The 13812-nt window shown below is 43.4% G+C and carries 11 protein-coding genes; 8 read left to right on the forward strand and 3 right to left on the reverse strand.

All coding sequences use genetic code 11. The features are described 5' to 3' along the window. Positions 1–89 precede the first annotated feature (89 nt). From dapA to J8M00_RS13120, 4 genes are all read left to right on the forward strand, one after another. Positions 90–1004 carry a 4-hydroxy-tetrahydrodipicolinate synthase gene (gene dapA / locus J8M00_RS13105; protein ID WP_023402094.1) on the forward strand — a complete coding sequence of 305 codons (915 nt, stop codon included), beginning with the start codon at positions 90–92 and terminating at the stop codon, positions 1002–1004. Positions 1005–1015: 11 nt separating this feature from the next. Beyond that, positions 1016–2017, forward strand: coding sequence for a 4-hydroxyproline epimerase (locus J8M00_RS13110; protein WP_211010762.1), 1002 nt, complete (start codon positions 1016–1018; stop codon positions 2015–2017). 37 nt (positions 2018–2054) lie between these two features. Further along, on the forward strand, positions 2055–3554 hold the full coding sequence (locus tag J8M00_RS13115) for an aldehyde dehydrogenase (NADP(+)) (RefSeq protein WP_211010764.1): 1500 nt from the start codon (positions 2055–2057) through the stop codon (positions 3552–3554). Between the two features lie 159 nt (positions 3555–3713). Beyond that, positions 3714–4379: a GntR family transcriptional regulator gene (locus J8M00_RS13120; RefSeq protein WP_023402097.1), complete on the forward strand. Its 666-nt coding sequence runs from the start codon at positions 3714–3716 to the stop codon at positions 4377–4379. 73 nt (positions 4380–4452) lie between these two features. On the opposite strand, the gene J8M00_RS13125 is transcribed toward J8M00_RS13120, so the two are convergent. Continuing rightward, a complete protein-coding gene (locus tag J8M00_RS13125) occupies positions 4453–5496 on the reverse strand; it encodes a type III polyketide synthase (protein ID WP_211010766.1) in 1044 nt (347 codons plus the stop codon). A gap of 509 nt (positions 5497–6005) precedes the next feature. On the opposite strand from J8M00_RS13125, the gene J8M00_RS13130 reads away from it, so the two are divergent. From J8M00_RS13130 to J8M00_RS13145, 4 genes are all read left to right on the forward strand, one after another. Continuing rightward, positions 6006–8582, forward strand: a complete 2577-nt coding sequence (locus J8M00_RS13130) for a TonB-dependent receptor plug domain-containing protein (protein ID WP_211010768.1) — start codon at positions 6006–6008, stop codon at positions 8580–8582. A 157-nt stretch (positions 8583–8739) separates the two neighbouring features. Further along, positions 8740–9852: a response regulator gene (locus J8M00_RS13135; RefSeq protein ID WP_211010770.1), complete on the forward strand. Its 1113-nt coding sequence runs from the start codon at positions 8740–8742 to the stop codon at positions 9850–9852. A gap of 249 nt (positions 9853–10101) precedes the next feature. Beyond that, positions 10102–10545 carry an Hsp20 family protein gene (locus J8M00_RS13140; RefSeq protein ID WP_211010772.1) on the forward strand — a complete coding sequence of 148 codons (444 nt, stop codon included), beginning with the start codon at positions 10102–10104 and terminating at the stop codon, positions 10543–10545. Positions 10546–10744: 199 nt separating this feature from the next. Then, a complete protein-coding gene (locus J8M00_RS13145; RefSeq protein WP_211010774.1) occupies positions 10745–12574 on the forward strand; it encodes a peptide-N-glycosidase F-related protein in 1830 nt (609 codons plus the stop codon). 2 nt (positions 12575–12576) lie between these two features. On the opposite strand, the gene J8M00_RS13150 is transcribed toward J8M00_RS13145, so the two are convergent. After that, a complete protein-coding gene (locus J8M00_RS13150) occupies positions 12577–13170 on the reverse strand; it encodes an FMN-binding negative transcriptional regulator (protein ID WP_211010776.1) in 594 nt (197 codons plus the stop codon). Next, positions 13167–13742, reverse strand: coding sequence for a GNAT family N-acetyltransferase (locus J8M00_RS13155; protein WP_211010778.1), 576 nt, complete (start codon positions 13740–13742; stop codon positions 13167–13169). Before J8M00_RS13155 ends, J8M00_RS13150 begins: the two co-directional genes overlap by 4 nt. Positions 13743–13812: the final 70 nt, after the last annotated feature.

The following is a 13812-nucleotide window of genomic DNA, read 5'->3' on the forward strand; positions in this document are numbered from 1 at the left end:
GACATTATGAAATTTCCTAAAATAGAATATTGATTATTGTATACAATATACCTATAGTAAAAAGCAAGAACGATAACAGAGGAAAAACCATGAATGTAGAATGGCAGGGGGTTTACCCAGCGGTAACCACACAGTTTAATGATGACGAATCGATTAACTTTGACACGACCAAATCAATGATCAATTCACTGATCGAAGAAGGGGTACACGGCATTATTGTTTTGGGTACTGTGGGTGAGAATTGCTCTTTGCGTGCAGAAGAAAAACGACAGATTTTGACCATGGCAAAAGAAGTTGTGGCAGGTCGCGTACCTTTAATTTCAGGTGTGGCAGAAACAACGACTACGCTAGCAGTTGAATTTGTACAAGATGCTGAAGAAATCGGGATTGATGGCTTTATGGTATTGCCCGGTATGGTTTATCGCTCAACCGAGCGAGAAGCGATTTATCACTATCAGCAGGTAGCACGTTCTACCGCATTGCCCATTATGATTTACAACAACCCAATCACGTATGGCGTAGATGTTTCGATTGAGGGTATGCGTACACTTGCTCAAGAAGCAAATATTGTTTCGGTTAAAGAGGCGACTGAAGATACACGCCGCATTAGCGAGCTATTTGCTGCATTTGGCGATCGCTTTGTCGTATTTGGCGGTGTAGATGACATTGCACTAGAGAGCTTAATGCTAGGTGCAACAGGTTGGATTTCAGGTTTGACCAATGTATTCCCGCGTGAATCAGTGGCGATTTACAAGCTTGCTCAACAGGGTAGATACGAAGAAGCCAGAGAGTTGTGGCGTTGGTTCTTACCATTACTGCGCTTAGATACGATCCCAACATTAGTGCAATGCATCAAATATGCAGAGCAGCTTGCTGGACGTGGTAGTGAGAAAACACGTGCGCCACGTTTGACATTGAGTCAAGAAGACAAGGCTTATGTGAGTCGTCTGTATGATGAAGCCATCACCAATCGTATTGACCTAAGCAAATATAAGCTTGATTAAGGAATATCGAAATGAACAGGGGTACATTTTTTTGTATTGATGGCCACACTTGTGGCAACCCTGTACGTCTTGTCACAAGTGGCCACCCGATCTTAAAGGGGGCCACAATGGCTGACAAGCGGCAGCACTTTTTAGCCGAGTATGACTGGATCAGAAAAGCCTTGATGTTTGAGCCTCGAGGTCACGATATGATGTCGGGCGCTTTTCTTTACCCTCCTTGCACTGAAGATGGAGACATCAGTATTCTCTTTATTGAGACCTCTGGGTGCTTACCCATGTGTGGTCATGGCACCATTGGTACAATAACATTTGCGCTTGAGCAGGGGTTACTTCATCCCAAACAACCTGGAAAAGTAAAAATTGACACGCCTGCAGGGAGAGTCAATGCCGAGTATGAGCAAAGCGAGGGCAAGGTAAAATGGGTGAAGCTATTAAATGTCCCTGCATATTTGGCTCATTCTGAGTTGACGATTGAGGTATCGGGGCTGGGAGAGCTGGTGGTCGATGTCGCTTACGGTGGTAACTTTTATATTATTGTTGAGCCTCAAGCAAACTTCAAAGGAACTGAGCAAGTAGATGCCGATACGTTAATAAAGCTAAGTCGTGAGGTGAGGGCTGCGGTCAACGCAAAAGTTGATTGCATACACCCAGAAGATCCGAGTGTATCTGGCGCATCCCATGTACTTTGGACTGGTGAACCTCAAAAACCAAATTCCTCAGCGGCCAATGCGGTTTTCTACGGAGATAAAGCCATTGACCGCTCGCCCTGTGGCACAGGCACAAGTGCTCGTATGGCACAGCTGTTTGCAAAGGGACAGCTGCAACCGCAACAAGAATTTATCCACGAAAGCTACATAGGTAGCCAGTTTATCGGCCGAATAGAAGACGTAACCGAAGTGGCTGGCAAAGCTGCAATTCGTCCTAGTATACAGGGCTGGGCCATTCGAACGGGCACCAACTGTATCACCGTCGATGACGATGACCCTTATGCATTTGGGTTTCAAGTGATCTAACTACTTTTGTGCACACATCAAAAAACAGGAGGCAATCATGACATTTACAGGTTTAAGTTATATTGCTGGACAATGGCTTGAGAACAACCAAGGTAACGTTTTTCAAGGGTTTTGTCCTGGCACGAATGAATATTTACCGACTCGCTTTTATGAGGTATCGGACGAGCAAATTTCACAGGCTACCGATGCCGCGCATACAGCTTTTAAGCAATATCGAAGTATTTCAAATCAGCAGCGTAGCGAGTTTTTAAACACCATCGCAGATGAGATCTTAGCGCTTGGCGACATTCTCATTGAAACAACCATGCTAGAGACTAATTTACCTCGTCAGCGCCTTGAAGGTGAGCGTATGCGTACGGTAAATCAGCTGCGTGTATTTGCTGATGTATTACAGCAAGATTTAGCTCCGTTGAAACTGAGCTGTGCGGAAGAAGGTGATGAGACAAGAACACCAATTCCAAAACCTAAAACGGCGCTGACTTATTTACCTGTTGGGGTTGTTGCCGTTTTTGGTGCGTCAAATTTCCCTTACGCATTTTCTACTCTCGGTGGTGATACTGCTTCAGCCCTCGCGGCCGGTTGTGCCGTCGTTGTCAAAGCTCATCCAGCGCACCCCGCAACGAATGAATTAATGACCAAAGCAATAGCGAGTGCAATTGAAAAGTGTGCCATGCCTGACGGCTTGTTTTCTATGCTACAGGGCAGCGAACACAAGACCTCTCATCAATTGGTGAGCGAACCTATGGTTAAAGCAGTAGGGTTCACAGGTTCTTTAGGGGCGGCAAATGCGCTGCTTAAAACAATTCATCAACGGGTTGAGCCCATTCCTTTTTATGGCGAGCTTGGTAGTGTAAACCCGCAAATTGTTTTACAAGATTACAGCCAAAAACAAGGTGGCGTGTTAGCGACTCAATTGGTGAGCTCTATGGCGATGGGCCATGGACAGTTTTGTACAAGTCCAGGCGTTTGGTTTGTGCCGAGTGAAGATGACAATTTAGTCGACGCTGCTATTAAAGCGATAGAGGCGACTCCTTCGGATACTTTACTCACACCGGGAATTTTACAGGCTTTCAATCGCAGTACTACTGCGCTGAACGAGCACGATGCAGTGTCGCTGCTAGCAAAAGGACCACAGACGAAGGACTATCATGCGTCTGCGCATTTGTTTTCCTGTGATATACAAGATTTTGTGAAGGATGTAGATTTGCAAGAAGAGGTGTTTGGACCTTGTGCCTTACTAGTGAAATACAGAAGTTATGATGAACTATTGCTGGCCATTGACGGATTAGCAGGTCAATTGACGGCGAGTATTTACGGTGAAACTCAAGAGCTGAAGGAGCAAGCGAAGCTGATTGAGGCATTGAGTTTTAAAGTTGGGCGTATTATTTACAGCCAAGCGCCTACCGGTGTAGAAGTGTGTATGTCTATGAATCATGGTGGACCTTTCCCTTCTTCTACTGATGTAAGAAGTACTTCAGTTGGTACTAAAGCAATGACGCGATTCTTACGTCCGTTATGCGTGCAAGGTGACCAATAGTAAAGTAGGGGTAGGTATCTATTCTTACTCAATAAAGTCTACTTTTTTACTAAGTAGACTTTATTATTGGATTAACTTAGCAAAGTTCAAGTGTGGCTCACGTGCAATTTAGATTTAGCTACGTATAATGTAAGCCACTGTAAATTTTTGATTAACCCTATGGCGATTGTACATAAAACTAGAACTCAACTTGTTGCCGAAGCGATTAGAGACAAAATTTTAAGCGGTGAAATTAAAGCTGGAGAGCCGTTGCGTCAAGCTGCACTCGCCGAAGAGCTTAATGTGAGCCGTATTCCAGTTCGTGAGGCTTTGCTGCAATTAGAAGCGGAAGGCTTAGTGAATTTTGAAGCGCATAAAGGCGCTACGGTAACCAGCTTAAGTGCCGATCAAATTGATGAAATATTTGATTTGCGTGCCTTGTTAGAAGCTGAATTACTGCGTCACTCAATCACGCATTTAACCAACCGCGACTTATTGGAAGCGGAAGCGATTTTAGCCGATTTAGAAGACGCCGTTGAAGCGGGGGACTCTCAATTAGCGACAGGCAAACTCAATACTGAGTTTCACAACAAGTTGTATGGACGCGCAAATCGTCCCCAAACAAGAGAGCTCGTTGCTGTTTATAGCAAAAACTCTGAACGTTATGTGCGTATGCATATTTTATTGGCAGGCGGCATTAACACTGCGCCCGAAGAACACAGGCAGTTGTTGCAATTATGCCGTGACAAAGACATTGACGGTGCGTGTGAATACTTAAAATGCCATATTCTAAACGCAAAAGACGGCATCAAAGCACTTTTATTGAAAATTGAAGAAGATGCGTAAGGATTGTGGCAAGCCATTTAGCTCAGTTTGATGAGTAAAATGGCTTATCGCCCGTCTTACTTTTATTGCTCGCTTATTGCCATACTCCTACGCTCATTTCTGAGGTGAATCCTGGTCCAAATGCAGCAAGTAAACTGGTGTCTCCTTTGGTTGCATGATCAAAAGTTCGGCGCAGCACGTCAATTACGGCAACACTCGATGTATTGCCTGTTTCTGCCAAGCATGCCCGCGAATGTTTAACTTTTTCAGGTGCTAGATCTAAGCAGCGCTCTAGTTCATCTAATATGCGCCTTCCGCCAGTATGAAAAATCGTATTGTCGACATTATTGGCATCGATATCCAATTTGTCTTTGCAAAATGACTGCAAGTAAGGCGCAACATGTGGAATTGAATGCATTACATCTTTGTCCAGAGAAAACTTGAATCCTTTGTCGGTTAACTGGTATTCGATGTAGGGCATGGTGTCTTCAATAGTGACGCTTTGGTTGTGAGTTAGCCGCAGCCCCGAAATCTGATCGTCTCCGCGCATCACAACAGCAGCGGCGCCATCGGCAAACAGTGAGTTACTGATAAAATCTTGTAGGCGGCCAGCTTCTTTGTGAAAGCACAGTGAGGACGTTTCAACGCACACAATCAATACGTTTCTATCCGGGCGGTGTTCACAGTATTCAAATGCACGACCAATTGCCGATGCGCCAGCAACGCAGCCCATTTGTGCTATCGGGATCTGCTTTGTATCCGGCCTAAGTGACAGGCGGTTGATAAGGTGTGCTGTTAAAGAAGGCATCATAAATCCAGTGCATGAAGTGGCGATAACCATATCAATTTCATCCACGTTGAGTCTGGCATTGTGGATAGCTTCACGCGCGACATTTTCCGCCATTTCTATGGCCGCATCTTGATATACTTTGGCTCGCTCTCCAAAGTCACCTTGTTTGACAACATCTGTTAAAGGCATGATGAGATGTCTTTTTTTTACTTGTGCATTTTGAATCATATCAAAAGCGCGTTTTTTGTGCGGGCTGTCGGGGTGGCAAATTTCGATAACCGTCATGATGTCATCGGCGTTTACTTCATAATTTGGATAGTAAGTTGCTGGTTTACTTAAAGTTGTCATGACTAATTTCTCCTTAATTGAGTGACACTAAGCAAGACCTAACGCTGCTTTCTTTTATTTCACATTTTTTTAAAGAGTTTTAATTTATTTGTTCTAATTTAATTTAAGTGATTGATTTCAAGTGATTTATATTTTTAACTTTTTTGCGTTTGGATGATTTGTTTTTAGAGCCAAAGTACGTTCAATTTTGAGGGGGGATGATTGTTGCGTACTATGCATTTTTTTTGAGTGTTAAATCTTACATTCTACCTGTAAATCAATGAAAGTAACATTGATTTACAACCGAAAACGCATCTTTACGCATCTTTTCCTATCTTTTCATTGTTTTTAAGTTGTTGTATTTTAAGTTTTTTATAACTTTAAAGGCCAAATTTTAAATAACTTTCTGAGTAAAAATTGTCAGTTGATTCTTTATTGCGCTTTTATTAATTTTTCATTCATTTTTCTCGCTCTAATGTCGAGTCAAGCGCCATGGCAAGTAAAACCAACATCAATTTAGGAAAGTATCTATGAAGAAAACCGCGATCAGTATAGCGATAGCAATGTCGGCAGGAGGTGCAATCACCCCTGTATTTGCAGATGAGCAGGCCGCACAAATTGAGAAAATAGAAGTTACAGGCTCTCGTATTAAACGCTCTGATATGGAAACTGCCAGCCCGGTCACGTTTATTGGCGCTGATGCTATCCAAGCGAGCGGTGCTGTGACGATCGATGATGTATTACAAGACATCACAGCTGCGGCAGGGGCCATGACTAACCCCGGAGTAAACAACGGCTCAGGTGGTAACGCGAGCATCAACTTACGTGGGTTAGGGGCACAGCGTACACTGGTGTTGGTCAATGGTCGTAGAATGATTAATTCAGGGACTGGGGCTGCATCAACGGTGGACTTAAATACTATTCCGGTCGCCATGATCAAGCATATTGAGGTATTAAAAGATGGTGCTTCAGCAGTTTACGGTACTGATGCTGTGGCAGGTGTTGTAAACATCATTCTAAAAGATGATTTTGAAGGCGCAGAGCTCAATGCTCAGACTGGCTTATCTGGTGAGGGGGATGCTGAGCAGCACAATATCGACCTGACAGTGGGTACTAGTTTTGACAGAGGTAACATGGTGTTTGGCGTTCAATACATGGAACGTGGATCTGCGAGCCAGGCAGATCGAGACTTTTCGTCATGCCCATTGAATGAGACTGATGGTGGAAAGTCGCTGACATGTGGTGGATCAACAATTACCCCAAATGGTCACCTCTATCTTGAAAATGGTAAAGAGTTACAGGGTGACGAAGAGGGTAACTATGCGGAATATAACCCTGAAACGGACCCGTACAACTATGCTTCAGATAGTTATTTGTACACCCCCATGCAAAGGTTAAATCTTACTGGCGTGCTAAATTATGAATTGACTGACAATACTTCATTGTTCACTGAAGCAATGTACTCGAAACGGTGGTCAGAACAGCAAATGGCGCCACAACCAGTATGGTTTGACTTTACCTATACCGAAGCCATGGGGGATGATTTATTAGAACATGGTGCAGAGTACGGTGATACAGTTCACTACCGTCGTCGTATGACAGACACTGGCACACGAGATTTTTCGCAGGTTGTTGACACAGTGAGAACGGTTGTTGGTGTTGAAGGCATACTAGATAACGATTGGAGTTGGGACGTTGCCGTTAATTTTGGTCGCAATGACTCTGTCGACCAGTTATCAAATTTACACAATATTGGCAGTTTGACCGAAGACATTGAGCTGGGTAATTTTAACCCACTCGATCAGGCATCTTGGTCAGCAGACAATATGACAGATTATTTGTATACCGAGCAAAATACGGGGGGCAGCCAAATGTTGAACTTCAGCGCATCTTTGGCTGGAGATATTATAGAGTTGCCTGCGGGCTATTTAGGCTTTGCAACCGGTATTGAAAAGCGCACAGAAAAAGCGTGGTATACGCCAGATTCACTTACCTCTCAAGGTCTGGCTAATGACCCTAAAGTGGAGCCTACTAGTGGTTCATACGATGTCAATGAAGCGTTTGTAGAATTTGCTATTCCTATTTTGGCAGACAAAGCGTTTGCGCAAAATCTAGATTTGAGCGCTGCAATTCGGGCATTTGACTACTCCAGCTTTGGTAGTGACTCTACTTGGAAGCTTGGTTTCACTTGGAAATTGAACGATCAGTTAATGTTTAGAGGTGTGAAATCAACGGCATTTCGAGCACCTACAGTGGATGAATTATACGGCGGTAAATCACCGTCGTTCGAGCAGATCTCTCATCCTTTGTTAGACAGTCAAGCTGAAGTGATTGTGGGGGGCAATGCCAACTTAACTCCTGAAGAAGCAGACACTTTGACCTTTGGTTTAGTATACGAGCCGAGTTTCGTTGAAGGTTTGTCACTGACTTTAGATTACTACGACATAGCCATTACAAATGCGATTAGTGAAGTTAATAACCAGTACATCATAGACAATTGTGTTGATAGTAATGGGGGGTTGATCAATCAAAGTTCACCGGTATGTGCTTCAGCCAACATGCAAATCTCTAATGGCAAAGCGACGTTTAACAACCAGTTGCAAAATATTGGTGACGAAACAACACAAGGTTATGACGTCAACGTTGCTTATAGCTTTGATGCAGCTGGCTTAAACTGGCGCGCAGGCTGGGATACATCAATCTTGAAAGAGCGTACAGTAACTATGGCAGGAGAAACGGTCGACTACACAGGGCTGATCACTTCCGGCTTGGGCGGCTATGCGGATATTAAATCGAGCTTATCGTTAGCGGTGAAAGCAGAGTCATGGAGTGCCAATTACAAAGTACGCTACTTATCTGGTATGGATAGTTTTAGTTGCCTAGAGGATCCAACGAGTTGTTACGCTCCGAGTACACCAAGTATGGTTTATCACGATATTTCAGGGAGCTATTTTGTAAGCGATACGATTAAGTTGACAGGTGGGATCAATAATCTGTTTGACAAGCAACCCCCTTATTACTCAGGAAACAATGATTCGAATACCGACCCTTACACGTATGACACTCTTGGGAGGTATGTATACGCAGGTATGAACATCCAATTTTAATATCAAGGGTAAAAATTCATTTTTCACACTCTCCGTAGAGGGACCAAAAGGGCTGCAGTATTTGCAGCCCTTTTTTTTTAAATATTTGTGGGCTAAATGTAACGTAATGTCGTTTAACGTCTATATTGTGAGAAAGCAACAATGAATTGGAGTTGGGATGAGCGTCCGAATTTTAGTAATTGATGATGACAACACATATCGTACTTTACTCTCACAGGTTTTCGCGGAATATGACGTCAGTGTTGCATCTAGTGGTGAAGAGGGTTTAAAAAAGGCCATTGAGTTAAAACCCCATGTCATTTTGCTAGATATTGTGATGGCGGGTATGGATGGCTATGCAACCTGTTCTGAGCTTAGGAAAGTAGAGCACTTGAGACATACCCCCATTGTTTTTATATCCAATTTGTCGTCGTCAGATTGTCGTTTGAAAGCATTTGAAATTGGGGCAAACGATTATGTGTGCAAAACAACTCACCCAGAAGAGCTTAAAAGCAAGGTTGTGGCAATTCTAGAAGCTGATCATGACTATTTTGAAGCCCACGCAGATATTGCTGAAAAAGAGTGTTTATTACTGGATTTACAAAGACAAAATGCCAGTATGAAAACCATTGGGTTGTTTATGCAAGCGACCCACTATTGTAGCGATCTTGAAGTACTACAAAAGATCTTCATCAATACCTTATCGAGCTTGGATCTTCGCGCTGTCGTTCATTTCAAAGACAGAACGCTTTTTCGCAGTACATCTGGTAACGTCGCAAAGCTCGAGAAAGAGTTATTGTTGCACCATGAAGACTTTGAGCGTGTCCATCAGTTTGATCATGGACCTATGATTTTTAACTGGCGAAGCAGTATTTTATTGGTTAAAAACGTTGGAGAGTTAAGTGACATATGCGCGCACGTTATGGATGCGTTGGAGCTGGCCATTTGCAATCTCAATCGTAGAGCCGAGATGGTGGAGCAAATACTCTCGATTGAAAAAACCAACAAAGAGATCTTGGCGAGTTTAAAAGACACAAAGGCGAAATCTAACACAAACCTTAAACAGCAATTGTTTGACTCGGGTCTTATTTCACAGTTTGACCTTCAAGACGAAAATGATTTGGATGAACTCATCGCCAGTTCAAGTGATGATTTGATAGGCATGGTCGAAGCGTTTGGCGACAACGCGGAGAAGATCAGCGCAATTTTAGGCAGTTTGAAAAAGCCACCACAAGAGTTACGCTTTTTGTTTAAAGAAAGTATGACCACCTCTGATGCGACCCTATTTTAAAGTAACAAAAGAGCGCAACACTGTTGCGCCCCTAAAGTGATAATTTAAAAATAATAAAAATCAGTGTGTTAGAGATTAAGTTGATTTTTTTGCGCATTTTTTCTTGAAATCATTTCCCCTTGTCCATAGATATAGTTATGAGGTCGCCGTAAGGGGCCGAAAAATTACTTAATACATTGTTTAATAAGCCTATTTTCCTGCTTTTCGAAGAGTGAAATAGGTGCAATATCGCTTTATGAGGATACACTTATGCGTACAGTAGATTTATCACCACTTTATCGTTCATTTATCGGCCTAGATCACTTGGCCACGTTAATGGATTCAGCGCAAAGAAGTTCAGAAAAACAGTCAGGTTTCCCACCGTATAATATTGAAGCCTTAGACGAAGATAAGTACCAAATTACCATGGCCGTTGCAGGTTTCAGCGAACAGGAGCTGTCACTTGAGTCGGAAAATAACACGCTGACCGTAAAAGGTGAGAAACAAAATAAAGAAGCCGCAGCAGAGCGAAAGTTCATTCATCAAGGCATTGCAGAGCGTAACTTTGAACGTAAGTTCCAACTGGGCGATCACATTAAAGTGATTGGCGCAGATTTAGAAAATGGCTTGCTAAAAATAAATCTGGAACGCGAAGTACCAGAAGCTATGAAGCCGCGAAAAATCGCAATCGGCGCTAATAAATTGCTCGACTAAGCGCTGTTACTTTTCCCTTATTCCTTGTTATTTGTTTATTGATGTTTCCAACCAGCCGCCGTTAGGCGGCTTTTTTTATTGCTAAAAAGCCCCTTCCATTTTTAATTAAATATTTAGGTAAAAAAGGAACAGCTGCTCTTTACATGTTTTCTTGCAATCCGTATGGTTATGTTAATTTTTTGTAATCAAGGATTGTGTGATGAAATCGATTTTTTACGTATTTCTTGTGTGGTTGAGTTTCGCAGCTGTGGCTAAAACGCAAGTATTGACAGAATATACCTCATTTACCCAACACGGTGATCACCGTTTTGCAGTCAATTTAACCCCAGTAGACCCCAGTGGACGACATATGCTTGAGCTTGAGTTAGGGTGTGCAGAGCAAGGGTGCAGTGATTGGGATTACACCGTGAGGTTTGAGTGGCACCAAGGAGACACACGCTATGAAATGGGCCGTTTGATCACTCCTTATGCGGGCTATATGCAAAGAGGAATGCACGGTTTTGATCGCAGTTGGCGCAGAACCTACTATTTTGATGTTTCTCATCTTGCCCCGGTATTAAGTGGTGAAGGCACATTTAATGTGCATTATGGTGGGTGGGGCGCCAAAAAAAGTGCATTTGGTGTGAGCGCAAAGCTAATTTCTCAACCGGGTTTTTACAATCGACAAGTGAAAAGGGTGATCCCGTTGTACGAGTCGGGCTCTGAAGGTTGGCCATATAAAACGGCGCAGGATTTTGCCAATTTACTGCCAGCTAAATCAGTGACATTTGAAGCGGGTGAAATACATGCTGAAATTAAGATGATAGTGTCGGCGCACGGCCATGCTCTGTCTTATGACAACCCCGAAGGCAAAGCAGAGTTATGTGGAGAGTGGTGTGACCGTTATTTCACGCTCAGTCAAGACAATGAGCTAATCGTCAAACAAAACTTATGGCGTGATAACTGCGATCAGAGTGCAACTTTCCCTCAGGGGGGAACGTACTTATTTTCGCGCGCAAATTGGTGTCCAGGGGAAGCGGTAGCGCCATTTAGTTTTTCTGTTTCTACAGACAAAACGCGCGCTCAATTTGACCTAGATTGGCAAGCATACAGCTGGCAGCCTTCTCAATATGGTAAAGATGCTCCTCGGTATATTGTGAATGCGTTATTGGTAACATACGGAGATTATGACCTCAAGGAAGATATTGCACTTAAACGGATTTTAAAACCTAACGCTACGATGCCAGATCGCTTTGGTATGTCTTGTGGCGAAATAGAGGTGGAAATTGAAAACTTAGGCAATTCGGACATTGATGAGCTCTGGTTTGACTATGGCGTCGAAGGACAAAAGGCGCAACAATATTATTGGCAAGGAGAGTTGCCAGCGGGAGAAACTAAGCAAATTAACTTTGCGACAGCATACATGGGAAGGTTTGCTGCCAATGGTTCTGAGCTTACTGTGGCTGTGCGAAGCACCGCAGATCAACAGGGCATAAATAATACCCAAACGGTGAAAATGAAGGCACCTGTTGCGCTAGGCACAAGCGCCGTATTGCATTTGTTATCGGGAAAACAAGGAGCAGAAACCAGTGTATCGATCGTCGATAGAGACCAAAATACCGTAAAGCAATGGGCAACGTTTTCGAACGCAGCTTGGCATGCACTACCACTCGATGTGCCCGCAGGATGTTATACACTGAAAATTAACGACAGCGAACATGACGGCCTCGCATTTCCGTTTTTTAATCAACAAAAAGGCAAAGGTGAAATTAAACTGCATCACAGTGGTGAAGCCGATGCTCACGTAACTCGGCTAGAAGCTGACTTTGGGCGCGAGCTATCCATTCCTATCACAATAGGTTTTGAGTTTGGTGGTTGTGCTGCAAGCGATTGGCAAAAAGATGTGGCATATCAAACTCCTGGGCAGCAAGTTGCCTATCAGGGCGTGATATATCAGGCGCGTCATTGGAGTTATAATTTTGCACCTGACAGAGCTGGGCCTTACGATGCTTGGCATGCAGTTAGCTACTGTGATGGCAGCGCCTTGTAAGCTTATTTTTTGTCGTAGTAGCGACTCATTTGCGGGTTGGTGTTGCACAAAAGATTGGCAATTTCAGCCCGAGTTTCAGCGCTTTTATTTTGACTAAGCTTAAAATTCCCGGTGAGGGTATCGAGTTTTACTTTGAAAAATATGAGCGCGTTACACATTGCCATCAATTGTTTTTCTGGCACCGAACTTAACTGCCACGGATCTTTGTCGTTTTCAAAGGCATTCAAAATATGTTGCATGGTGAGCACTTGCTGTTCAAAGTCATCGATTGATTCCAACGTACCAGTACAATGTACCGTGACATAATCCCAGGTTGGCAACTTTATACCTTCGATTTGCTTGGGCGATAGATAAGTATCCGGGCCGCGAAACACAACCTCTATCGATGACGAAATAAAATGCTTTATGGGGTTTTCACCTGTTGCATGACCAAAAATGGTCAGAGTATCTCTGCATAGGCTGACTGGCAAGTGACATATATGTGATGGTGCCGTTTCACCGCCTTTGCAGAACAGCGTTGCCAATGGAAAGCGCTCAATGACGTCAAATAGTGCATCGTTGTCACTTTCCACATAGGTTTTGACAGGATAATTCATAACCAAGATTCCAAACGTTGTTTAATATCGGGCCACATATCGTCGATGATACTAAAACGTGCTGTGTTTCTAAAACCGCCATCAGGTAGTTTTCGATTTTTTAAGTGAATGCCCTCAAAATGAGCACCCAGCCTTGCAACGGCACTGCGAGATTTGTGATTTTGCTCATGGGTCTGGAATTCAATGCGAACCAAGCCAAGAGTTTCAAAAGCATGCTGAAGTAAAAGATACTTTGCATGGGTATTAATGTGGCTGCGCTGCCAGTCTAGACCAATAAAAGTATGGCCAATTTCGGCTTGTAAATTGTGCGTATCTAATCTGAAAATTCGAGTATTGCCAGCAACTTGATTGGTTTGTGCGTCAATAATCGCAAACACAACTTGTTCTTGAGGATCAAACTGTGCTGTTTGTTCAAACCAAGTTTGCAAGACTTCTTGGGATTGACAATAGCGACTGGGCACCCAGCGCCAAAGCTCTTCTGCTTGGCCTACCTGTTGCAATTGGCTCAGGTGTGCTTGGGAAAGTGGCTCTAATCTTACTTTACTGGTCGATAATGTCATTGCTTTTAACATGGTGACTCCTTTTATGATGGCGAAAAGCATGCTTGATGCGATAGGTTTTAGCCTACTTGAAACTGGTTAG

Source organism: Pseudoalteromonas luteoviolacea, assembly GCF_018100925.1.
Taxonomy (GTDB): Bacteria; Pseudomonadota; Gammaproteobacteria; order Enterobacterales; family Alteromonadaceae; genus Pseudoalteromonas; species Pseudoalteromonas obscura.

Bases quoted from the DNA above. Each gene is read 5' to 3' on its own strand.
- J8M00_RS13110 (WP_211010762.1), top strand. From the start codon at position 1,016: ATGAACAGGGGTACATTTTTTTGTATTGATGGCCACACTTGTGGCAAC.
- J8M00_RS13155 (WP_211010778.1), bottom strand. From the start codon at position 13,742: ATGTTAAAAGCAATGACATTATCGACCAGTAAAGTAAGATTAGAGCCA.
- J8M00_RS13135 (WP_211010770.1), top strand. From the start codon at position 8,740: ATGAGCGTCCGAATTTTAGTAATTGATGATGACAACACATATCGTACT.
- J8M00_RS13130 (WP_211010768.1), top strand. From the start codon at position 6,006: ATGAAGAAAACCGCGATCAGTATAGCGATAGCAATGTCGGCAGGAGGT.
- J8M00_RS13145 (WP_211010774.1), top strand. From the start codon at position 10,745: ATGAAATCGATTTTTTACGTATTTCTTGTGTGGTTGAGTTTCGCAGCT.
- J8M00_RS13115 (WP_211010764.1), top strand. From the start codon at position 2,055: ATGACATTTACAGGTTTAAGTTATATTGCTGGACAATGGCTTGAGAAC.
- J8M00_RS13125 (WP_211010766.1), bottom strand. From the start codon at position 5,496: ATGACAACTTTAAGTAAACCAGCAACTTACTATCCAAATTATGAAGTA.
- J8M00_RS13140 (WP_211010772.1), top strand. From the start codon at position 10,102: ATGCGTACAGTAGATTTATCACCACTTTATCGTTCATTTATCGGCCTA.
- dapA (WP_023402094.1), top strand. From the start codon at position 90: ATGAATGTAGAATGGCAGGGGGTTTACCCAGCGGTAACCACACAGTTT.
- J8M00_RS13120 (WP_023402097.1), top strand. From the start codon at position 3,714: ATGGCGATTGTACATAAAACTAGAACTCAACTTGTTGCCGAAGCGATT.
- J8M00_RS13150 (WP_211010776.1), bottom strand. From the start codon at position 13,170: ATGAATTATCCTGTCAAAACCTATGTGGAAAGTGACAACGATGCACTA.